This window comes from Mesorhizobium sp. B2-6-4, assembly GCF_006441495.1.
Classification (GTDB): Bacteria; Pseudomonadota; Alphaproteobacteria; order Rhizobiales; family Rhizobiaceae; genus Mesorhizobium.
Genome location: NZ_VFUE01000016.1, coordinates 46,884 through 68,405, shown reverse-complemented (window position 1 = coordinate 68,405; position 21,522 = coordinate 46,884). Strand labels below are relative to the sequence as shown.

Sequence of the window (21,522 nt, the reverse complement as noted above, 5' to 3'; positions counted from 1 at the left end):
AAATGCAGCGCGCTCCTGACATGGAGCGCGCCGCGAGAGTTTACTTTTTCGGCGTGAGCTTGATGCCGGGCGCGGGGTTCTCCAGGGCGTCTTCGTCCTGCCCGGCCGCCGGGATTTCGATCCAGCGGTCGGCGGCGCCATCGCACTCCTGCACCACCGGGAAATAGAGTTTCTGACCCGCCGGGAGGTCTGCCGTCAGCATCGCACGGAAGACGAACTCGTCGTAGAATTCGTCTGGCAGATTGCCGCCGCTCCAATCGACCTCCTTGACGCCGTCGGCCACCGCCTGGCCGTAGAGCTGGTAGGATTTCTCGTACTTGCCCTTCTTGGTCTGCAGCGTCCAGCCCGGCTTCGGCATCGGCTTCACCGCGATCACCCCTTCCGGGATCTGCACGCGCACGGCGGTCGTCGCCTTGCCGTCACAGCCATGCGGCACCCGCAGGATGGCCTTGTAGGTCGAACCGACCGCCGCTTCCTGTGTTTCGAGCGTGACATGCGCGAAGGCGGCACTGGTCCCCAGCGCCAGAAGCGCGCCGGCCGACAAAAGATACTTGTTCATGATGGTCCCTCTGAATTCAATAGTTGTGGATGGCGCGGTCAATTGGCGTGGTCGTCCATGCCGCCGCCCATGCCTTCGACAGCGAACTCGACGTTGACGGCGCCAGCCTTTTCGAAGGTCAGCGTGGCGGCGAATTCTTCGCCCTGCTTGGGTTGCCGCTTCAGGCCGATGAACATCAGGTGATAGCCGCCGGGTGCTAGCGCCACCTTGCCGCCGGCCGGGATTTCCAGGCCGCCCGTCACCGGCCGCATGGTCATGACGCCGTCCTTGACGCCCATTTCATGCAGCTCTGCTTTTTCGGAGACGTCGGAGGAAATCGACAGCAGCCGGTCGGGTGCATTGCCCTTGTTGGTGATGGTGAAATAGCCGCCGGCCACCTTGGCGCCTGTGGGTGTCGCGCGCGACCAGGGATGCTCGATCTCGAGATCGCCGGCCTTGAATTCATGCGCGCAGACGGCCTGGGCACCGAAGAACAAGAGCACAAACGCCAGCACGGCAAGGCCGACACGTTCATTGAAACGGCGCAGGAATTTGGTGCGGCCGCCCGAAGGAGGCGCCGCGATATGAAAAGCTTGGGACATGGTTTGCTCCATGAATAGGGGATCGCGCCGTTGGCCGGTCGCGAACGATTCGTTATTTGGATGAAAGCACCGGCGGAAGGTTCCGCCGGGCGTACAGCAGGCTCAGGCCGAAAGCGGCGGCGCGCGCGGATTCGACGGCGAGCGTTGGCGCGCGAAATCGAGATGCGTGGCCGCCGGAAAGATGAAAACGACGGCTTCGAACGAAAGCGAGGCCAGCGCAAGCCCGGCATCGGGTGGCGGCGCAAAGGCCGCTGAAACCATGCTGCAGCCCAGCATGCAGCATGCCGGCAGATGCGACGGATGCGGGCCGCCATCGGGAAGCTGGGCAGTGCCCTCGTGGGTGCAGATGACGTTGCCGAAGGCGTCGATTTGCGAGGCGGCCGGTCCGGTGGCGAAGGCGAATGCGCTCAGCGTCGACTGAAGCAGCAGCAGGTAGGCCGCGACAAGCGCGACCGGAATGCTCCACCGTCTCCCCTTTTTGGTCAAATGACTTGCCTGTTCAAACCATCTGCATCTTCAAGCGATCACCGGAAGATGTCTACCACGGCAGCAAGAGACGGAAAATCGGCAAATCGGTGCTGCGGCAACGCGGCGCGATCAGGGCCTCTGTGGATGCCGGCTCTCGGGGATCGAGGTCAGCAGCGTCTGGCGCGCCGACTTCAAATGCTTGCGGCAGGCGGCATCGACCTTGCCCAGGTCGCGTGATTTGAGCGCCGCGATATAGGCCAGATGCTCGCCGATCGCGATTTCGTTGCGCTCGCGCTCCTGCGCCTTGTTCCACTGGTAGTGGTAATGGAAGATCATGGCGATGACATCATAGAAATCGACGATGAAGCGGTTGTGCGAGGCGCGGTGGATCAGCCGATGGAAGCGCTCGTCGAGCTCCGAGAACTCGTTGAAGCGCGTGGCGATGTCACGGGCGAGGCCGCGGTGTTCCTCTTCGAGATTGTCGAGATCGACCCACACCGCGCTGTCCTGCGGCAGTGCGGTGAACGCCGATGCCGAGCGCAGCTCGAACATCTCGCGGATTTCCGTCAACTCCAGCGCGAAGGCGCGGGTGAAACCCTTCAGCACCCAATGGCTGTTACGGCGCTTCTCGATCAGGCCGAAGCGGGAGAAGCGGATCAGGAACTCGCGCACGCTGGTGGTGCCGACGCCGATCTCGCGCGCCAGTTCGAGCTCGTTGATCTGCATGCCGGCCTCGGCGCCGCCGGCGAGCAGCCTGCGCATGAACGACCGCTCGATGATCTCGGCCAGCGTGTCGGTCTCTTCCTCGGGAAAGAAATCATCGGGGCGCGTTTCGCGCAGCACCGTCTTGGCGCGCTTGTTCCAGGCGATCAGTCCGGTTTCTTCCATGCGCCCAAGGATGCTGCGCACCGTGGTGCGGCTGACGCCGAGCAGCGTACCCAGCTCCGGTTCCGAAGGCAGGCTGCGCGTCTCGTCGAGCAGCCTGAGGCACCTGTTATAGGCATCCTTGTAGACGTTGTTGCTCTTCGACATGCCCTGACCCATCGCTGGCCGGCGCTTGCGGCGGCCGGCTTGAAGCGCAATATGACGTTCCTATCACCCTCGAAAGCGGAATCGCTTTGCCGAGGGGCTCGCTTACCGGTTGCAGCGCCGCTACTCATCCAGCCGCACAGGAACTGCCGGAAAAAACAATTGACGCAAAACTGTTTTTTCACGATAAAAGACATTAACTCTTAACAAGCGCGTGTCAATCCGCGCCTCCCAGGATCACCCCAGGAAACGCCCGTGAACGCCTCCAACTCAATTCTTCTGTCCCCAGCCGACAATGTCGCGGTCGCCAACGGCCGCATCGAGACCGGCACCGCGCTGCCCGGCGGCGCGCTTGCCGCCGCCGTCATCGAGCCCGGCCACAAGGTGGCGATCAAGCCGATTCCCGCCGGGTCCGCCGTGGTCAAATATGCCCAGGCGATCGGCCGCGCCACGCAGGACATCGCGCCCGGCGAGCATGTCCATTCGCACAATCTGGTGTTCGAGGCCGGCCGCCTGCCGGTGGTGCCGCCAAGCGAGGCCGAGCATGCGACCGAGGCCGACCGCGCCCGCACCTTCATGGGTTATCGCCGCGCCGACGGCCGCGCCGGCACGCGCAACTTCATCGGCATCATCGCCAGCGTCAACTGTTCGGCCACCGTCTGCCACGCCATCGCCGACGCGGCCAACCGCACGCTGCTGCCAAAATATCCCGGCATCGACGGCTTCGTCCCGATCGTCCACGGCCAGGGCTGCGGCATGAGCGCCACCGGCGACGGGATGATGGTGCTGCACCGCACATTGGCCGGCTATGCCCGCCACCCCAATTTCGGCGGCGTGCTGATGGTCGGGCTCGGCTGCGAGGTCAACCAGCTCACGCTGTACGGCCAGAAGGGTGCAGCCGCCGGTAAGCGCCATTTCAACATCCAGGACGCCGGCGGGTCGCGCAAATCGGTCGAAAAGGCCATGGGCGTACTGGCCGAGATCGCCGAGGAAGTCGGCGAGCTCAAGCGCGAACCGATCCCCGTGAGCGAGATCGTCGTCGGCCTGCAATGCGGCGGCTCCGACGGCATGTCGGGCATCACGGCCAATCCGGCGCTGGGCGCTGCGGTAGACATTCTGGCCGGCGTCGGCGGCATCGGTATTCTCTCCGAGACGACGGAAATCTACGGCGCCGAACATCTGCTCGCCTATCGCGCCGCGACGCCCGAGATCGCCAAGAAGCTCGATGGCTACGTCAAGTGGTGGGAAGACCACGTCGCCAAGCACGGCGCCTCGATCGACAACAACCCCTCGCCCGGCAACAAGCGCGGCGGCCTCACCACCGTCCTGGAGAAATCGCTGGGCGCGGTAGCCAAGGGCGGCCAGACGCCGCTCAACGGCGTCTTCGGCTATGCCGAAAAGGTCACCGGCAGCGGGCTGGTGTTCATGGACACGCCCGGCTACGACCCGGTGTCCGCCACCGGCCAGGTGGCGGGCGGCGCCAACATCATCGTCTTCACCACCGGCCGCGGCTCCTGCTTCGGCTGCCGGCCGACGCCGTCGATCAAGGTCGCCACCAACTCGACCATGTATCATCAGATGGAAGAGGACATGGACGTCAATTGCGGCGTCATCGCCTCCGGCGAGAAGACCATCGCCGGCATGGGCCGCGAGATCTTCGAACTGATCGTCGAGACGGCCTCCGGCCGCAAGACCAAGAGCGAGGATTTCGGCTACGGCGACAACGAGTTCGTGCCCTGGCATCTCGGCGCGACGCTCTAGCTCTTTGAAGTCGCGCAGTCCGGAAAGTGGCCACGAACTTTCCTGGAATGCTGCGGCTTGAGGTCTTGGAATCTGCCGCGCCGGATAATGGCGGGCAACGGGGAGGTTGTGCATGGAAAAACGCCGCATCGGCCAGACGGCGCTCGAGGTCACCGAAGTAAGCTTTGGCGGTGCCGCGATCGGCGGGCTATACCGCGCCTGTTCGCGCGAGGCGGCGATGGAAACGTTGCAAGGCGCGTGGGAGGCGGGCCTGCGCTATTTCGACACCGCGCCCTTCTATGGTTTCGGCCTGTCGGAGCGGCGTTTCGGCGACTTCCTGCGCTATAAGCCGCGCGATTCCTATGTGCTGTCGACCAAGGTCGGGCGCCTGTTCCGGCCCGTTCCGGAGGATCAGGTTCCCGATCACTCCTATGTCGATCCGCTGCCCTTCGCGCTCGACTACGACTATTCCTATGACGGCATCATGCGCTCGGTCGACTTCAGCTATGCGCGGCTTGGTCTAAACAGGATAGACATCCTGTTTGTGCACGACATCGGCGTGTACACGCATGGCGTCGAGAAGACCAAAATGCACTTTCGCCAGTTGATGGACGGTGGGCTCAAGGCGCTCGAAGAACTGAAAAACTCCGGCGTCATTTCCGCCTACGGGCTCGGCGTCAACGAAGTCCGGATATGTCTCGACGTGATGCGTCGCGCGCCGCTCGATTGTATCCTGCTCGCCAGCCGCTATTCCTTGCTCGATCGCAGCGCCGAAGCCGAACTTTTGCCGCTCTGCCGCGCCCGACAGACTTCGCTGGTCATCGGCGGTGTGTTCAACTCCGGCATATTGGCGACCGGACCGGTGCAGGGCGCCCATTTCGACTACAAGCCCGCCAGCGGTGACGTGCTCGACCGCGTCGGCGCGATGGAGCGGATCGCCGCCGAAGGTGGTTACCCGCTCGCCGCCGCCGCGTTCCAGTTCCCCCTCCAGGAATCCTCGGTCGCCACCGTGCTGACCGGCACCGCCAAGCTGGCGAACCTGACCCGAAATCTCGAACTGCTCGATGTCGACGTGCCTCAGGCGGACTACGCCAGATACCGCCCCTGCACCGTAGTGCAGGAATCGGCATGAAGTGTCCGATCCGCCCGGGCGAAGGCGTGCGATCGCGGGGCTTCACGATCCCGCGAACCGAAGAAGGAACGGGCATTCTATATTGACTAATTTATGGAATTAATATTCCATACGTTAGTCACACGAAACGGAAGCGTCGGGCAGCGTGGGGAGAGCAAGGCGCCAGTGCTGTCATGACCGCCATGCCCCGAGGATGGCATAAACACCGCTTGCATCGACCGGATCGATGCACTATCAAAATACTGCAACTGTTTTTTATTGATAAAGTTCTGTTTGGCTACGCCTATCCGAACCGAGCTTCCGTATCGTTCACCGGGCGACCTAGGGAGGAATTCCATGAAATTCGTGACCAGCATTCTCAATCGCCGCGCTGTCATGGCGCTGGCGGCCGCGTCGATGCTTGCCGGCGTCATGCACTCGGCGCCGGTTTCGGCGGCGGACGTGACCATTCCGATCATCGTCAAGGACACCACGTCCTTCTACTGGCAGATCGTCCTGGCCGGGGCCCGCAAGGCCGGCAAGGATCTCGGCGTCAACGTGCCGGAGCTCGGCGCCCAGGCAGAGACCGACGTAAACGGCCAGATCTCGATCCTCGAAAACGCCGTCGCCAGCAATCCGGCGGCGATCGTCATCTCGCCGACCGAGTTCAAGGCGCTCGGCAAGCCGATCGACGAAGCCGCCGCCAAGGTCAAGGTTATCGGCATCGATTCCGGCGCCGACTCCAAGGCCTTCACCTCCTTCCTGACCACTGACAACGTCCAGGGCGGCCGCGTCGCCGCTGACGGCCTCGCAGCGGCCATCGGCGAAGCCAATGGCGGCAAGATCGAGGGCGACGTTGCCCTGATCACCAACACGCCTGGCGCCGGCTCGCTCGAACAGCGCAAGCAGGGCTTCATCGAACAGCTCAAGGCGAAATATCCGGGCCTGAAGCTGGTCGCCGACAAATATGCCGACGGCCAGGCCACCACCGGCCTCAACATCGCCACCGACCTGATCACCGCCAATCCGAACCTCAAGGGTATTTTCGCTTCCAACCTGATCATGGCGCAGGGCGTCGGGCAGGCTGTCGCCGAAAACAGCCTCGGCGGCAAGCTGGCGCTGGTTGGCTTCGACAGCGACGAGAAGCTGATCAAGTTCCTCAACGACGGCGTCATTTCCGCCCTCGTCGTCCAGGATCCCTACCGGATGGGCTATGACGGCATCAAGACCGCGCTTGCCGCCTCCAAGGGCGAAAAGGTCGAGACCAATGTCGACACCGGCGCCAACCTGGTCACCAAGGCCAACATGAAGGATCCCAAGATCGACGCGCTGCTCAACCCGAAGCTCAACTGAGCATCGGCACGCGCAACTGTTTCCGGGGCCTCTGCGCCCCGGAAACAACAGGGAGGATTGCCATGACGTCGACCGCGCAGGAACTGCATCCGGCCCCCGTGCTGGAGCCCGGCAGGACGATCCTCGAGCTGCAGGGTCTGGAAAAGCGGTATCCCGGCACGCATGCGCTGAAGCCTGTGACCCTGGCCTTCAAGGCGGGAGAGATCCACGCCATCGTCGGCGAGAACGGTGCCGGCAAATCGACCCTGATCAAACTTCTGACCGGCGTCATCCCGCGCACCTCCGGAGAGGTTGTGTGGGAAGGCAAGCCGGCTGCCCTGGCGACGCCGCACGAAGCCATGGCGCTCGGCATCAACGCCGTGCACCAGGAAGTCGTGCTCTGCCGTCACCTGACCGTCGCCGCCAACATGTTCCTCGGCGAGGAGAATTCGCGCTTCGGCATCCTCCAGCAGCGAGCCATGGTCAGGGAAGCGCAGAAGATCATCGACGGTCTCGGCTTCGACCTGCCGGCGCATGTCGTGCTCGGCGATCTCACCATCGGCCAGCAGCAGCTGATCGCCGCCGCCCGCGCCACCGTGCGCGGCACCAAATTCCTGATTTTCGACGAGCCCACCGCGTACCTCACCCGCAAGGAGGCCGACCAGCTGTTCACGCTGATCCGCCGCCTGAAGGGTGAAGGCGTCACCATCATCTACATCAGCCATCGCATGGAGGAGGTGTTCGAGCTCGCCGACCGCGTCTCGGTGCTGCGTGACGGCACGCTGGTCGGCACCCGCAACATCGCCGAGACCAATGAGCCGGAGCTGGTCAAGCTGATGATCAACCGCTCGATCGAGCAGATCTATCACAAGGAGCATTTCACGCCGGGCGCCGTCATCGCCGAGGCGCGGAATCTGTCCGGCAAGGGTTTCGAGAATGTCTCTCTGTCGGTGCGCGCGGGAGAGATCGTCGGGCTCTACGGCCTGATCGGAGCCGGCCGCAGCGAATTCGTCACCACCCTCTACGGCCGCCACCGCAAATCGGCCGGCCAGGTGTTGTGGGAAGGCAAGGAGGTGCAGGTCAACTCCGAGCACGACGCCATCAAGCTCGGCATGGCGCTGGCACCGGAAAGCCGCCGCGACCAGGGCCTGTGTCTCAACCTGCCGGTCGCATTGAATCTCAATTTGCCGATCTACAAACGCATATCGAAAAATCTGCTGATCTCGTCTGCGCAGGAGAAGGCCGAGGCGGACCGGCAGATCGCCGACCTCAGGATCAAGACGCCGACGCGCGGCGCGCTGGCCTCCAGCCTGTCGGGCGGCAACCAGCAGAAGATCGTCATCGGCAAGTGGCTGGCGCACGGCGCCAAACTGTTCATCTTCGACGAGCCGACGGTCGGCGTCGATGTAGGCACCAAGGCCGAGATCTACCGGCTGTTCAGTGTGCTGTTGTCCAAGGGCGCGGGCATCATCCTGATCTCGTCCTATCTGCCTGAGGTCTACGAACTGGCTGACACGCTGCATGTGTTCAGGCGCGGCAAGCTGGTGGCCACGCATGGTTTCCGCACCGCCGATCACGAGGACATTCTGAGCCAGGCCCTGGCCGAGAAACAAGAAAAGACGGGAGGACAGACATGAGCACCGAGGCGATCCCTGCCGAAAAGCCGAAGCGCAACTACAATGCCCTGTTCGGGCTGACGCTGCTTGGCCTGCTGCTTCTGATGTGGGTCATCCTGGCGGTCGCCACGCCGTCCTTCGCTTCGGCGCTCAATATCACCAACCTGCTGCGCCAGGGTTCTCTGATCGCCATCCTGGCCGTCGGCCAGACCTTCGTCATCATCACCGGCGGCATCGACCTTTCCGTCGGCGCCATCGTCGGCTTCGCCACCGTCATCGTCGCGCTGCTGATCAATGCCGGCTGGCCGGTCTGGATCGCGGTTCTGGCGACGCTGCTGGTGGGGGTCGCCATCGGCCTGTTCCACGGTTTCGGCATCGTCAGGATGGGCCTGCCGCCCTTCATCATCACGCTGGCGACCATGACCTCGCTGCGCGGCATCGGTCTCCTGATGACCAATGGCAATTCGATATCGATCAACAGCGACGCGTTCCAGGCGTTTTCGCGCGGCTCGCTGCTGGGGATCCCCTATCTGTTCTGGATGGTAATCGTGGTTGCCCTGCCCTCCTACGTCTTCCTGCACCACACGCGATGGGGACGCTATCTCTTCTCCGTCGGCTCGAACGCGGAAGCCGCGCGCCTCTCCGGCGTCAACGTGCCGCGCACGATCTACATGGCCTATGTGCTGTCCGGCCTGTGCGCGGCTTTCGTCGGCGTGCTGCTCGCGTCCCGCATCGGCATCGGCAATCCGACGCAGGGCGACACCTACGAGCTGCAAGCCATCGCCTCGTCGGTGATCGGCGGCACGTCGTTGTTCGGCGCTATCGGTTCGGTGCACGGGCCGCTGATCGGCTCGTTCATCCTCTCCACCATCAACAACGGCGCCAACCTGCTCAACGTCAACACGTTCTGGCAGCGCGTCATCACCGGCATGTTGATCATCGTCATCGTCTACTTCGACGGCCTGCGCCGCCAAGGTGGCAAGTAAAATCGATCGCCGGCCGGGTCGAAAATCGACCGACGATTCCATGAACCGACTGGATTGAAGCATGAAAGCCGTTGTCTGCCGTTCGCCCGGCGACCTTGTCGTGGAAGACCGTCCCGCGGCTGGCTCGCCGCCTCCCGGCTGGGCGCTGGTGGCGGTCAGCCATGTCGGCATCTGCGGCACCGACTACCACATCTTCGAGGGCAAGCATCCCTTCCTCGCCTACCCCCGCATCATGGGCCATGAAGTGTCGGGGACCATCGTCGAGGCGGGCGAAGGCGTTGGTCTTGCCACGGGCGAGCCGGTCATCATCAATCCCTATCTGGCGTGCGGCAAATGCATCGCCTGCCGGCACGGTAAACCCAATTGCTGTGTCCGGATCGAAGTGCTCGGCGTGCATCGCGACGGCGCCATGTGCGAACAGATCCTTATCCCGGAACAAAACCTCTATCCAGCCAACGGCCTGTCGTTGGCCGATGCCGCGGCCGTCGAGTTCCTGGCCATCGGCGCCCATGCGGTGCGGCGCTCGCGTGCCGATCCCGGCGCACGGACGCTCGTCATCGGCGCCGGACCGATCGGGCTCGGCACCGCCATCTTCGCCCGCATCGCCGGGCTCGACGTGACGCTGCTCGACATGAGCAGCGAAAGGCTCCGCTTCGCCGCCAATGAACTCGGCTTCAAGACCCTCGACGGGTCGCGCGGCGCGGCATCCGATCTGGTCAGCGAAGCGACATCAGGCGAAGGCTTCGACGTGGTCTTCGACGCCACCGGCAACACCGGCTCGGTGCAGTCGGCCTTCGCTCATGTCGCGCATGGCGGGACATTGGTGCTGGTCAGCGTCGTCAAGGACGACATCGCCTTTTCCGACCCCGAATTCCACAAGCGCGAGATGACGCTTGTCGGCAGCCGCAATGCCTTGCGGGCCGATTTCGACCACGTCGCCGCTTCGATCCGCGATGGCGCGGTGCCGCTGGCCAAGCTCGTCACCCACCGCACCACGCTTGCCGACACGCCACGTGACCTCGCCCGCTGGGCGCATGAGAAATCCGGGCTGATCAAGGCCGTGATCGAGGTAGGGGCATAACATGGCAGGCCGTGAACCCGGCCCGAATTGACCACACCCCCGCGCAGGTCGACCCCCAAACGCCAAGCCGCTGACAAGTGCGCGCGACCGGGCTGGTCTGATTCCAGCGTTAGGCCGACACGCCTACAGCGCCGACAGTTTCAGCTCCACCCGCTCCGCCGGGAAGCGCGCCTCGGCGAATTGGATCGGCCGGCCGTCCGGCGTCATGTTGACGACCACCGTGACCAGCACGATGCCGCCCGGCTGCAGATCGAGGTCGGCAAGGTCGGAAGCATCGGCGTGACGCGCCGACAGCACCGTCGATTGCCTGAGATAATCGTCTATGCCGAAACGCTTGAGCGATGCGGTGATCGACCCGGTCTCGGCCATGGCCACATCGATGCCGGCGAAGCGCCTGGCGTCGAACCAGCCGGAAGCGCGCGACACCGGCTTCCCATCGGCCTCGCCGCGCGTCTCCAGGCGAATCACATCCGATCCCCTGGCAACGCCCAGGGCTTCGGCGACGCGCCGGCTGGCGGGCTCGACCGATGAGGCCAGCAGCACGATATGCCGCTCCGACGCCTGGCCCTGCAAGCCGGTTGAAAATCGCGTGCGCGCGCCGATCGGATAGGACAGCCGCTTGCGCGACAGCACGAAAGTGCCGCGCCCCTGCTCGGCCCGCAGTACCCCGTCTTGCACGAGCGCCGCGATGGCGCTGCGCACCGTGTGACGGTTGACGCCATAGCGCTCGGCCAGCGCCACCTCCGGCGGCAGCGCGGCATTCTCGGCAAAATCGCCGGCAGCGATCGATTGCAGGATTCGGTCGGCGATCTGGCGCCACAACGAGACGCCGCTGCGCCGCTCGATACCGTCAGCCACGTGTTTTCCGTTCACGGTTTCGCCCCTGGCCGGCCCCTGTCACGCACCCGTCATGGACTCGCGTTAGGTAATGGGTATAATTCGTATGGTTGTCTATATCAATAGATAAATTAGAAGCAAGGATGTTGCTCATGCGAGGACGGGAAGCGCGCGACCAGGCCGAACGCAAGGCGGCCATGGCAACCCTGGCGCAGTCCAGCGGCGACGACATCGTTCGCCTCTGGAACGAATCCGGCCTGCCTGCCGAGGCCGAACTGCTGCGCGGTCCCGAGACCGGCCTGGTTACCATGCGCGGCCGCATCGGCGGCGGCGGCGCGCCGTTCAATGTCGGCGAGGCCACCGTGACCCGCGCCACAGTGCGCCTGCCGTCCGGACAGGTCGGCCATTGCTATGCGCTCGGCCGCGACAAGCAGAAGGCGAAGCTGGCGGCCATCGCCGACGCGCTGTGGCAGGACCCCGCCCACCGAGAGGCGGTCGAAACGGGCCTTCTCGCGCCGCTGCGGGCTGCCTTGACCACGGCACGAGAAAGGCGCCGCGCCGAAACGGCGGCAACGAAGGTGGATTTCTTCACCATGGTTCGCGGAGAAGATTGATGGATATCGCAGCGCAATCGATCGAGGGCGGGTTCGCCGATCCGGTGTTCAACGCCCAGACGGTGTTTCGCGCCGTCATGGACGCAATGGCGCGGCCGGGCAGCGTGCAACCCTTGCCGGCCCTGGCCCGCCCGCCGGCGCCGCTTTCGGCGACATCGGGCGCGGTTGCGCTGGCATTGTGCGACAATGACACGCCGCTCTGGCTCGACCCGGCCCTGCATGCCTCGGCAGCGGTCATGTCCTGGCTCGGCTTTCACAGCGGTGCGCCGCTGGCCAACACCCCGGCCGACGCGCATTTCGCGTTTGTGGCCTCGCCGGCCGAGATGATGGCGCTCGACGGTTTCTCGCAAGGCACGCAGGACTATCCCGACCGCTCGACCACATTGATCCTGCAGGTCGGCGATCTCACGTCAGGCACGCCGCTGCTGCTCGAAGGTCCTGGCATCGAGAAGACGGCGACGATCGCGCCGGCCCGCATGCCGCGTCATTTCATCGAGCAGTGGAAGCAGAACATCAACCGCTTTCCGCGCGGCGTCGACATCATCCTGGCGGCACATGACAGCCTCGCCTGCCTGCCGCGTACGACACGCATCAAGACGACGGAGGCCTAGCGATGTATGTTGCGGTAAAAGGCGGCGAAGCCGCGATCGCCAACGCCCACAGCCTGCTCGCTGACCGTCGGCGCGGTGACCGCTCGGTACCGGCACTGCGCCTCGACCAGATCGTCGAACAGCTGGCGCTCGGCGTCGACCGGGTGATGAGCGAAGGCTCGCTTTACGATCGCGAACTCGCCGCACTCGCTATCGTGCAGGCGCGCGGCGACATGATCGAGGCGATCTTCCTGGTGCGGGCCTACCGCACCACGCTGCCGCGCTTTGGCTATACAAATGCCATCGACACCGCCACCATGCTGGTCGAACGCCGCGTTTCGGCGACCTACAAGGACCTGCCCGGCGGCCAGTTGCTTGGGCCCACCTTCGACTACACGCACCGGCTGCTCGATCCCGAGCTTGCCGCCGGCGCCGATGTCGCCGCGCCCGTGCGGCGCGAGACGGAAGCGCAGGCAATGCCGCGCGTCTCGGCGATCCTCGCTCGCGAAGGGCTGATCGAGCCGGACGGAGACATGCCTCAGGACCATGTCCCCGGCGACATCACCCGCGAGCCGCTGGAGTTCCCGATGGCTCGCGACAGCCGCCTGCAGGCGCTGTCGCGCGGCGACGAGGGGTTCCTGCTGGCGCTCGGCTATTCCACGCAGCGCGGCTATGCCCGCAACCATCCCTTCGTCGGCGAGATCCGCATCGGCGAGGTCGAGCTGGAGCTCGACGTGCCCGAACTGCCTTTCGCGGTGCCCCTCGGTACCGCGCGCGTTACCGAATGCCAGGTGGTCAATCAGTTCAAGGGCTCGGCCAAGGCGCCACCGCAATTCACACGCGGCTACGGGCTGGTCTTCGGCCAGAGCGAGCGCAAGGCGATGGCCATGGCACTCTGCGACCGCGCTCTTCGTGCAAGCGAACTCGGCGAGGACATTGTCGCCGCCGCCCAGGACGAGGAATTCGTCATCTCGCACTCCGACAACGTCCAGGCGACCGGCTTCGTCGAACATCTGAAGCTGCCGCATTATGTCGACTTCCAGGCCGAACTCGACCTCGTGCGCCGCATGCGCGCCGAGTACGACGCCCGCGAAAATCCCGGCAAGATTGAAGAGAAGAAAGAGGCCGCGGAATGAGCGCGCAACCGACCGACATCGCCGCCTATAACTTCGCTTATCTCGACGAACAGACCAAGCGGATGATCCGCCGCGCGATCCTCAAGGGCATCGCCATTCCCGGCTATCAGGTGCCGTTCGCCTCGCGCGAAATGCCGATGCCCTATGGCTGGGGCACCGGCGGCGTCCAGGTTACCGCTTCGATCATCGGCCCCGACGATGTGCTGAAGGTCATCGACCAGGGCGCCGACGACACCACCAATGCGGTCTCGATCCGCGCCTTCTTCAAGAAGGTCGCCAATGTCGCGGTGACGACCGACACGGCCAGCGCCAGCATCATCCAGACCCGCCATCGCATTCCCGAACATCCGCTCGCCGCGGGCCAGGTGCTGGTCTATCAGGTGCCGATCCCCGAGCCCCTGCGCTTCCTCGAGCCGCGCGAGACCGAAACGCGCAAGATGCATGCGCTGGAGGAATACGGCCTCATGCATGTGAAGCTCTACGAGGACATCGCCAAGCACGGCCGCATCGCCACCACCTACGCCTATCCGGTGAAGGTTGAGGGCCGCTATGTGATGGACCCGTCGCCGACGCCGAAATTCGACAATCCCAAGATGCACCGCTCGCCGGCTTTGCAGCTGTTCGGCGCCGGCCGCGAGAAGCGCATCTATGCGCTGCCGCCCTTCACTGATGTGGTCAGCCTCGACTTCGAGGATCATCCGTTCGAGGTGCAGACCTTCGACCAGCCCTGCGCGCTATGCGGAGCCGAGAACGTCTATCTCGACGAGGTCATCCTCGATGATCACGGCGGCCACATGTTCGTCTGCTCCGACACCGACCACTGCGAGAAGCGGCGCAGCACCCCTACCTCCCCCTTGTGGGGAGGTCGCGCCGAAGGCGCGGGTGGGGGTAGCGACCCATCGGCAGGCCCCCACCCCGGCGCTGCGCGCCGACCCTCCCCACAAGGGGGAGGGTAAGGAGATACAATGACCGACGAACCCTTGCTACGCGTTTCGGCGCTCTCGAAATTCTACGGCTCGCGCGTCGGCTGCGACAACGTCACCTTCGATCTGTGGCCGGGCGAAGTCCTGGCTGTCGTGGGCGAATCCGGCTCCGGCAAGACGACATTGCTCAACTGCCTGTCGACGCGGCTGCTGCCCTCATCCGGCACCGCCAGCTACCGCATGCGCGACGGCCAGTTCCGCGAACTCTACCGCATGAGCGAGGCCGAGCGCCGCTTCCTGATGCGCACCGACTGGGGCTTTGTCCACCAGAATCCGGCCGACGGCTTGCGCATGACGGTGTCGGCCGGCGCCAATGTCGGCGAACGCTTGATGGCGGTGGGCGAACGCCACTACGGCAAGATCCGCGCCACCGCCGTCGACTGGCTGTCGCGCGTCGAGATCGAGGAAGATCGCATCGACGACGAGCCGCGCGCCTTTTCCGGCGGCATGCGCCAGCGCCTGCAGATCGCCCGCAACCTCGTCACCGGCCCGCGGCTGGTGTTCATGGATGAACCGACAGGCGGCCTCGACGTCTCGGTGCAGGCGCGCCTGCTCGATCTCTTGCGCGGCCTCGTCACCGATCTCGGCCTCGCCGCCATCGTCGTCACCCATGACCTCGCGGTGGCGCGGCTTTTGTCGCAGCGCATGATGGTGATGAAGGACGGCCGCGTCGTCGAAAGCGGCCTCACCGACCGCGTGCTCGACGACCCGCGCGCGCCGTACACGCAATTACTTGTTTCCTCGATTCTGCAGGTTTGACGATGGCGCCAAGTCACCCCCCTCTGTCCTGCCCGCAAACGGATAACGATTGGAGTACCTTCTGATGCCGACGCCTCTCGTTGTTTCCGACGTCGCCAAGAGCTTCACCATGCATCTGCGCGACGGCATCAAACTGCCTGTCGTCGCCGGTGTCTCCTTCTCGATCCGCGCCGGTGAATGCACCGTGCTCGGCGGCCCGTCCGGGGCCGGCAAGAGCTCGATCCTGAAGATGCTCTACGGCAATTACGCCGTCGACGAAGGCCAGATCATCGTCACGCACGAAGACGGGCTGATCGACCTTGCCAGCGCCAGCCCGCGCACCGTGCTTGCCGTGCGCCGCCAGACCATCGGCTATGTCAGCCAGTTCCTGCGCACCGTGCCCCGCGTATCGGCGCTCGACGTCGTCGCTGAGCCGCTCGTAGAGCGCGGTGAGGATCGCGAAGCAGCAAGAAGCAAGGCGCGCGCCCTGCTGGCGCAGCTTAACCTGCCGGAAAAACTCTGGGCATTGCCGCCGGCGACCTTCTCCGGCGGCGAGCAGCAGCGCGTCAACATCGCGCGTGGCTTCATCACCGGGCACCCGATCCTGCTGCTCGACGAGCCGACCGCTTCGCTCGACGCAAGGAACCGCGATGTGGTGATCGAACTCATCGCCGCCAAGAAGGCGGCAGGCGTCGCCCTGCTCGGCATCTTCCACGACCATGATGTGCGCGAAGCGGTGGCCGACCGCATCATCGACGTCACCGCCTTCGCCCCGGGAAAGCTCGCCGCATGAGCAGGAAATTGTCGGAGACGCCGCTGGTCCACCCGACGGCGGACGTGGAGAATTCGACGCTTGGCCGGTGGACCGAAATCGCCGACCGCTGTCGGGTTTCGGAAAGCGAACTCGGCGACTATTCCTACATGATGCAGGACTGCGCCGTCTGGTGTGCGACGATCGGCAAATTCTCCAACATCGCGGCAAGCGTGCGCATCAACGCCACCAACCACCCGACCTGGCGGCCGACGCTGCACCATTTCACCTACCGCGCATCGGACTATTGGGACGATGCCGAACACGAGAGCGAATTTTTCGCTGAGCGCCGCGCCAGGCGCGTCACAATCGGCCACGACACATGGCTTGGCCATGGCTCGACAGTCCTGCCCGGCATCACCGTCGGCGATGGCGCCGCCGTCGGCGCCGGAGCGGTGGTATCGAAGGATGTCGCTCCCTACACCATCGTCGCCGGCGTGCCGGCAAAGCCGATCCGCGAGCGCTTCGACCGCCGCACCGCCGAGCGCTACCAGGCGCTTGCCTGGTGGGATTGGGACCATGCAAGGCTGCGCGCCGCACTCGACGATTTCCGTCAGCTCGAGGCCGAAGCTTTCCTGGAAAAATACGGTGGATGACGGTGGTGAATGGAATAGGGCTGCTCACTATTCGCATCCCTTACATAGAGTTCGGGCAGGGGGCTGTCTTCTCAAGCCGCCTGCCTTCCGCAGTTTCAGGGACGTGGAGCATTTCGAGGAACTGATGGTCCTGGCCTGATCGCGCGCGACGCGGCTGTGGGTGGTAACAAAACTGACATCAATCCGACACCGCAGGTTCATGGCGCTGCGCTAGCGAGGGTCAACAGGACCTTCAACCGCGACTGGACGGGAACGCACCATGTCAGCCACGCTCGAAATCCGCAGCGTCACCCGACGATTTGGCAAGAACACCGCCGTTAACGATGTCAGCATCTCGATCCCGCAGGGTCAGATGGTCGGCGTCATCGGCCGTTCCGGCGCCGGCAAGTCGACCCTTCTGCGTATGATCAACCGCCTCATCGATCCCAGCCATGGATCGATTTTCTTCGACGGAGCCGAGGTCTCGCAATTGCGCGGTTCGCCGCTCAGGCGCTGGCAGCGCGACTGCGCCATGATCTTCCAGCAATTCAACCTTGTGCCGCGCCTCGACGTGCTGACCAATGTGCTGCTCGGCCGGCTGAACCATCGTCCGACCCTGTCGAACCTTTTCGGCATGTTCTCGCGAACCGAATGTGCGCAGGCGGTCGCGGCCCTCGAGCGGCTCGACATCGCCCGTACCGCGCTGCAGCCCGCCGGCACCTTGTCGGGCGGCCAGCAGCAGCGTGTCGCCATTGCCCGCGCCATGATGCAGCAGCCCCGGGTGATCCTGGCCGACGAGCCGATCGCTTCGCTCGACCCGCTCAACGCCAAGGTGGTGATGGATTCGCTGCAGGACATCAATTTGCGCGAAGGCATCACCGTGGTCACCAACCTGCACACGCTGGACACCGCCCGTACCTATTGCAACCGCATCATCGGCATGGCCGCGGGCAAGGTCGTGTTCGACGGGCCGCCGGAGGAGCTTAACCGCGAGGCCGTCCGTCTCGTCTATGGCGCCGACAGCAATGGCGGCGAAATCTCCGAGGCCATCACCTCCACCAGCGTTGCCTTCAAGCAAAAGATCGCCGCATCTGCCGGACCGCTCGAACCCGCGTTCCCGGGTTACTGAGAGCGGACATGGATCGCCAGCCCGCGTCAGGGCACCCGTCAAAATCACCAACGCCGCCGGCGCGGGGCCGGAACCTACAGGAGAGAAATCAGATGTTCAGGAAGATGGTTTTCAGCGCCGTTTCGGTGCTCGCAATGGCCACCGGCGCGGCGCATGCCGCCGATATGAAGGAATTCCGCGTCGGCATCCTCGGCGGCGAGAACGAAACCGACCGGCTGCGCAACTACCAGTGCCTCGCCGATCACCTGAAGGCCGAATTCGGCTTCGAGAAGGTCTCGCTGTTTCCGGCCGCCGACTATGACGGTGTCATCCAGGGCCTTCTCGGCGGCACGCTCGACTTCGCCGAACTCGGCGCTTCCGGCTATGCCAGCGTCGTCCTCAAGGATCCCAAGGCGGTGACCCCGATCCTCACCACCCAGCAGACCGACGGCGCGACCGGCTACTATTCGATCGGCCTGGCGCTGAAGTCTTCCGGCATCACCGACATCAAGTCGGCCAAGGGCAAGAAGCTCGGCTACGCCGATCCGGATTCGACCTCCGGCTATCTGATCCCGCTGACGCAGATTCCGAAGGACACGGGCGCGTCGAACGAGACCTTCTTCGCCTCGACCCAGTTCAATGGCGGCCATGAGAACAATGTGCTCGCCGTGCGAGACGGCAAGGTCGACGTGGCCGTGGACGATTCCTCCGGCATCGGCGACTTCAAGGACGGCTACACCTCCGGCACCTTCCACAAGGAAGTCGCCAAGGGCGCCGTCGACCCCAACGACTTCGTCGAGGTCTGGCGCTCGGGCCTGATCCCGAACGGTCCGCTGGTCGTGCGCACGGCGCTCGGCGACGAGATGACGGCCAAGCTGGCGGCCTTCTTCACCGACCTGCCCAAGAAGGACAAGGCTTGCTTCGAAGGCGTCGAAGGCGGTGATTTTACCGGCTACGTTCCGGTGAAGGCGGATTTCTATAACGTCATCGTCGAAGCCCGTAAGGCAGCCATCGGCGGCTAAAGGCAGAAATCAGGAAGGGCGGCGTCGAGAAAACGCCGCCCTTCTTGCATCTCCGATCATGACCCTTTCCCTGACAGCTCCTTCCGGCGCCACGCACCAGATGGCCGACGCCTGGCGTCGCCAGACCTCCTTGCGCCGGCTCTACACCGCCATCGGCGTCGGCCTGCTGTTGGTCGCACTCGGCGGCACCATGTGGTTCGCCGACGATGCCAATGCCGGACACTTCTTCGACCGGCTTCCGCACATACTGGATTTCCTGAGCTGGCTCGTTCCCAAGGACTGGAACGATGTCTGGCGGGCGCTGTTCGACATCGCCTCGCCGCATGACACCGGCACGCAGGAATTCAACTTTCCGCTCGGCCGCGCCTATGTCTGGGGCGGTTTCTACATCCCCGAATATTTCGAGCTGATGCTGACCACGCTTAACGTGGCGCTGGTCTCGACATCTATCGGTTTCGTCTTCGCCGTGCCGTTCTCCTTCATCGCGGCGCGCAACCTAACGCCGCATCCGCTGCTGCGGCTTGTCGTCAAGCGCGTCATGGAACTGCTGCGCGCCTTTCCCGAGATCGTCATCGCCGGCCTGTTCGCGGCCATCGTCTCGATCGGCCCGATCGCCGCCATCATCGCCATCGGCCTGCATTCGATCGGCGCGTTGGGCAAGCTGTTCTATGAGATCAACGAGAATATCGACATGCGCGCCGAGGAAGGCCTGCGGGCCGTCGGCGCCAACTGGTTCGAACGGGTACGCTTTGCCGGCCTGCCGCAGGTGCTGCCCAATTTCATGTCCTATACGCTGCTCAGGATCGAGATCAACGTGCGCATCTCCACCATCATGGGCGCGGTCGGCGGCGGCGGCATCGGCGAGGAGCTGAAGCTGTCGATCTCGCGCGGCTTCGGCGCCAAGACGATAGCCTTGGTGCTGCTCCTGTTCACGACCATCTTCATCGTCGACCAGTTCTCCGCCTGGCTGCGCCGCAAGCTGGTCGGCGAACAGGCCTTTGTGATGAGCGCCTGATCATGACCGCCGCCGAAATTCAGTCGATCGAGGAACGCTTCCCGCAAGTGTTCCGCCGGCCGTTCCACAAGCGTTTCGGGCCGCTGCTGCTGCTTGGCGGCATCTTGCTCTACCTGCTCTACGCGCTGTGGTTCTTCAATCTGCCGCAAGTGCTGCGGGAATCGCATTGGGAGCGGCTGCCGCTGTTCCTGACCCAGTGGATCAGTTACGACGTGCAGCCGATCTTCCGCCTCGACGAGCCCGAGATAACGGCCAAATACCCCCGCTTTTCTGTACTCGGCCCCAATCCCCACCCGGATTGGGTCAAGACCAACGCCGACGGTTCGGTGACGGTCCTGATCGACGGCACGGCGAAGTCGGTCACCTTCGACAAGGCACGAGCAACGATCGTCGCCGCTGGGACGAGCGTGCCGGTGGCGCTGGACAGCGGCAAGCCGCTGGTCTCGGGACCCGTTCCCGACTGGGTCACCGTGCATGAGGATGAGGTCGTCGCCGACATGGGCTTCGCCGGCGAGGTCCGCGTCGCCCCCGACCGCGTCAGGATCCGCAAGCGCTTTCTCGGCTGGGCGAACTTCGTCTTCGACACACGCTCGCCCTTCTTCGGAAAATCCGCCGGCGAGGTGGTGTCACTGATCACGTCGGGCCCCGAGCTGAAAGCGGGCACCTCCAATCTGGCGCTCGCCGGCAACAACATCTGGAACAATGCGCAGTGGCAGCATGGCGATGTCTGGACAAAGCTGTTGCAGACCATCGTCATGGCCTTTCTCGGCACCGCGCTCGGCGGCATCGTCGCCTTCCCGCTCGCCTTCTTCGCCGCCCGCAACATCACCCCCAACCGGCTGGTCAACCAGCTGCTCAAGCGCTTCTTCGACTTCATGCGCTCCATCGACATGCTGATCTGGGCACTGTTCTTCACGCGCGCCTTCGGACCGGGTCCGCTGGCCGGCAGCGCCGCGATCTTCTTCACCGAGATCGGCACGCTCGGCAAAACCTATTCCGAGGCGCTGGAGAACATCGATGACAAGCCGCGCGAAGGTGTTGTGTCGACAGGCGCCAACCGTCTTCTGGTGCAGCGCTACGGCGTACTGCCGGAAGTGGTGCCGGTGTTCATCAGCCAGACGCTCTATCAGTGGGAATCCAACACCAGGGGCGCAACCATTATCGGCGCCGTCGGCGCCGGCGGCATCGGCTTGAAACTGTGGGAAGCGATGCGCACCAATTCGAACTGGGCCAACGTCTTCTACATGGTGCTGCTGACGCTGGTCGTGGTCTTCATCTTCGACAACATTTCCAATTTGCTGCGCCGCAGGCTGAGCCGGACGATTCACGACTACAACAGGTTGCAGGCCGAGCAGGGCTAACCTTGTGACGCATAAGCGCGGGCATCGTATGGTGCCGCGCCAAGGATCGACCCCCACTCCGTCGAGCTGCGCTCGACACCTCTCCCCCGATCGACGGGGGAGAGGAAAGCGCCAGGGCGTCCTGGCCGATCCTAGGCGGAGGCTCCTTTCTATCCCGAGCCACCGGGGCCCTTTCCTCTCCCTCCGGAGGGGGGAGAGGTGGCTCGGCGAAGCCGAGACGGAGTGGGGG

The 21,522-nt window shown here is 64.3% G+C and carries 22 protein-coding genes; 17 read left to right on the top strand and 5 right to left on the bottom strand.

From position 1 onward, the window contains the following. Positions 1–40 precede the first annotated feature (40 nt). The 4 genes from FJ426_RS21880 to FJ426_RS21865 all read right to left on the bottom strand — a co-directional run bounded on the left by FJ426_RS21880 (position 41) and on the right by FJ426_RS21865 (position 2,640). On the bottom strand, positions 41–559 hold the full coding sequence (locus FJ426_RS21880; protein ID WP_140560233.1) for a YcnI family protein: 519 nt from the start codon (positions 557–559) through the stop codon (positions 41–43). A gap of 38 nt (positions 560–597) precedes the next feature. Then, positions 598–1,140, bottom strand: a complete 543-nt coding sequence (locus FJ426_RS21875; RefSeq protein ID WP_140522558.1) for a copper chaperone PCu(A)C — start codon at positions 1,138–1,140, stop codon at positions 598–600. Between the two features lie 102 nt (positions 1,141–1,242). Continuing rightward, positions 1,243–1,599 (bottom strand): DUF2946 family protein, encoded by a 357-nt coding sequence (locus tag FJ426_RS21870; RefSeq protein ID WP_140549462.1) that lies wholly within the window; start codon positions 1,597–1,599, stop codon positions 1,243–1,245. A gap of 138 nt (positions 1,600–1,737) precedes the next feature. After that, positions 1,738–2,640 carry a GntR family transcriptional regulator gene (locus FJ426_RS21865; RefSeq protein WP_140513783.1) on the bottom strand — a complete coding sequence of 301 codons (903 nt, stop codon included), beginning with the start codon at positions 2,638–2,640 and terminating at the stop codon, positions 1,738–1,740. A 252-nt stretch (positions 2,641–2,892) separates the two neighbouring features. Between FJ426_RS21865 and FJ426_RS21860 the strand changes: the two genes are divergently transcribed. From FJ426_RS21860 to FJ426_RS21835, 6 genes are all read left to right on the top strand, one after another. Next, positions 2,893–4,398 (top strand): altronate dehydratase family protein, encoded by a 1,506-nt coding sequence (locus tag FJ426_RS21860; protein WP_140825521.1) that lies wholly within the window; start codon positions 2,893–2,895, stop codon positions 4,396–4,398. A gap of 112 nt (positions 4,399–4,510) precedes the next feature. Next, complete coding sequence (locus FJ426_RS21855) at positions 4,511–5,509, top strand: aldo/keto reductase (protein WP_140560232.1); 999 nt, start codon at positions 4,511–4,513, stop codon at positions 5,507–5,509. A gap of 336 nt (positions 5,510–5,845) precedes the next feature. Then, positions 5,846–6,841 (top strand): ABC transporter substrate-binding protein, encoded by a 996-nt coding sequence (locus FJ426_RS21850; protein WP_140513786.1) that lies wholly within the window; start codon positions 5,846–5,848, stop codon positions 6,839–6,841. Positions 6,842–6,903: 62 nt separating this feature from the next. Then, positions 6,904–8,457: a sugar ABC transporter ATP-binding protein gene (locus tag FJ426_RS21845; protein ID WP_140500305.1), complete on the top strand. Its 1,554-nt coding sequence runs from the start codon at positions 6,904–6,906 to the stop codon at positions 8,455–8,457. Beyond that, the gene (locus tag FJ426_RS21840; protein WP_140825520.1) at positions 8,454–9,422 is read left to right on the top strand and encodes an ABC transporter permease; all 969 of its coding nucleotides are present in this window, start codon (positions 8,454–8,456) and stop codon (positions 9,420–9,422) included. Before FJ426_RS21845 ends, FJ426_RS21840 begins: the two co-directional genes overlap by 4 nt. Positions 9,423–9,483: 61 nt before the next feature. After that, positions 9,484–10,503 (top strand): zinc-binding alcohol dehydrogenase family protein, encoded by a 1,020-nt coding sequence (locus tag FJ426_RS21835; protein ID WP_140513788.1) that lies wholly within the window; start codon positions 9,484–9,486, stop codon positions 10,501–10,503. 123 nt (positions 10,504–10,626) lie between these two features. Here the strand turns inward: FJ426_RS21835 and phnF are convergent, their stop codons facing one another. Then, positions 10,627–11,376 (bottom strand): phosphonate metabolism transcriptional regulator PhnF, encoded by a 750-nt coding sequence (gene phnF, locus FJ426_RS21830; RefSeq protein ID WP_140825519.1) that lies wholly within the window; start codon positions 11,374–11,376, stop codon positions 10,627–10,629. A 116-nt stretch (positions 11,377–11,492) separates the two neighbouring features. Between phnF and phnG the strand changes: the two genes are divergently transcribed. The 11 genes from phnG (at position 11,493) to phnE (FJ426_RS21775) (ending at position 21,293) form a co-directional block, all read left to right on the top strand. Continuing rightward, positions 11,493–11,954: a phosphonate C-P lyase system protein PhnG gene (gene phnG, locus FJ426_RS21825; RefSeq protein WP_140560231.1), complete on the top strand. Its 462-nt coding sequence runs from the start codon at positions 11,493–11,495 to the stop codon at positions 11,952–11,954. Continuing rightward, positions 11,954–12,565 (top strand): phosphonate C-P lyase system protein PhnH, encoded by a 612-nt coding sequence (gene phnH, locus FJ426_RS21820; protein ID WP_140500314.1) that lies wholly within the window; start codon positions 11,954–11,956, stop codon positions 12,563–12,565. Before phnG ends, phnH begins: the two co-directional genes overlap by 1 nt. A gap of 2 nt (positions 12,566–12,567) precedes the next feature. Beyond that, positions 12,568–13,680, top strand: a complete 1,113-nt coding sequence (locus tag FJ426_RS21815) for a carbon-phosphorus lyase complex subunit PhnI (protein ID WP_140560230.1) — start codon at positions 12,568–12,570, stop codon at positions 13,678–13,680. Next, positions 13,677–14,636 (top strand): alpha-D-ribose 1-methylphosphonate 5-phosphate C-P-lyase PhnJ, encoded by a 960-nt coding sequence (locus tag FJ426_RS21810; protein WP_246675580.1) that lies wholly within the window; start codon positions 13,677–13,679, stop codon positions 14,634–14,636. The genes FJ426_RS21815 and FJ426_RS21810 overlap by 4 nt, the downstream gene beginning before the upstream one ends. A 9-nt stretch (positions 14,637–14,645) precedes the next feature. Then, a complete protein-coding gene (gene phnK, locus FJ426_RS21805; RefSeq protein ID WP_140560229.1) occupies positions 14,646–15,422 on the top strand; it encodes a phosphonate C-P lyase system protein PhnK in 777 nt (258 codons plus the stop codon). A gap of 64 nt (positions 15,423–15,486) precedes the next feature. After that, on the top strand, positions 15,487–16,194 hold the full coding sequence (phnL, locus tag FJ426_RS21800) for a phosphonate C-P lyase system protein PhnL (protein WP_140500320.1): 708 nt from the start codon (positions 15,487–15,489) through the stop codon (positions 16,192–16,194). Then, entirely contained in the window at positions 16,191–16,808 is a 618-nt protein-coding gene (locus FJ426_RS21795; RefSeq protein ID WP_140500366.1) for a DapH/DapD/GlmU-related protein, read from the top strand. Before phnL ends, FJ426_RS21795 begins: the two co-directional genes overlap by 4 nt. Before the next feature lie 259 nt (positions 16,809–17,067). Further along, positions 17,068–17,916, top strand: coding sequence for a phosphonate ABC transporter ATP-binding protein (phnC, locus tag FJ426_RS21790; RefSeq protein ID WP_140560228.1), 849 nt, complete (start codon positions 17,068–17,070; stop codon positions 17,914–17,916). A 92-nt stretch (positions 17,917–18,008) separates the two neighbouring features. Next, on the top strand, positions 18,009–18,917 hold the full coding sequence (phnD, locus tag FJ426_RS21785) for a phosphonate ABC transporter substrate-binding protein (RefSeq protein WP_140500369.1): 909 nt from the start codon (positions 18,009–18,011) through the stop codon (positions 18,915–18,917). A 58-nt stretch (positions 18,918–18,975) separates the two neighbouring features. Beyond that, a complete protein-coding gene (phnE, locus tag FJ426_RS21780) occupies positions 18,976–19,932 on the top strand; it encodes a phosphonate ABC transporter, permease protein PhnE (RefSeq protein WP_140560227.1) in 957 nt (318 codons plus the stop codon). Positions 19,933–19,934: 2 nt separating this feature from the next. Further along, the gene (gene phnE, locus FJ426_RS21775; protein ID WP_140560226.1) at positions 19,935–21,293 is read left to right on the top strand and encodes a phosphonate ABC transporter, permease protein PhnE; all 1,359 of its coding nucleotides are present in this window, start codon (positions 19,935–19,937) and stop codon (positions 21,291–21,293) included. Positions 21,294–21,522 lie beyond the last annotated feature (229 nt).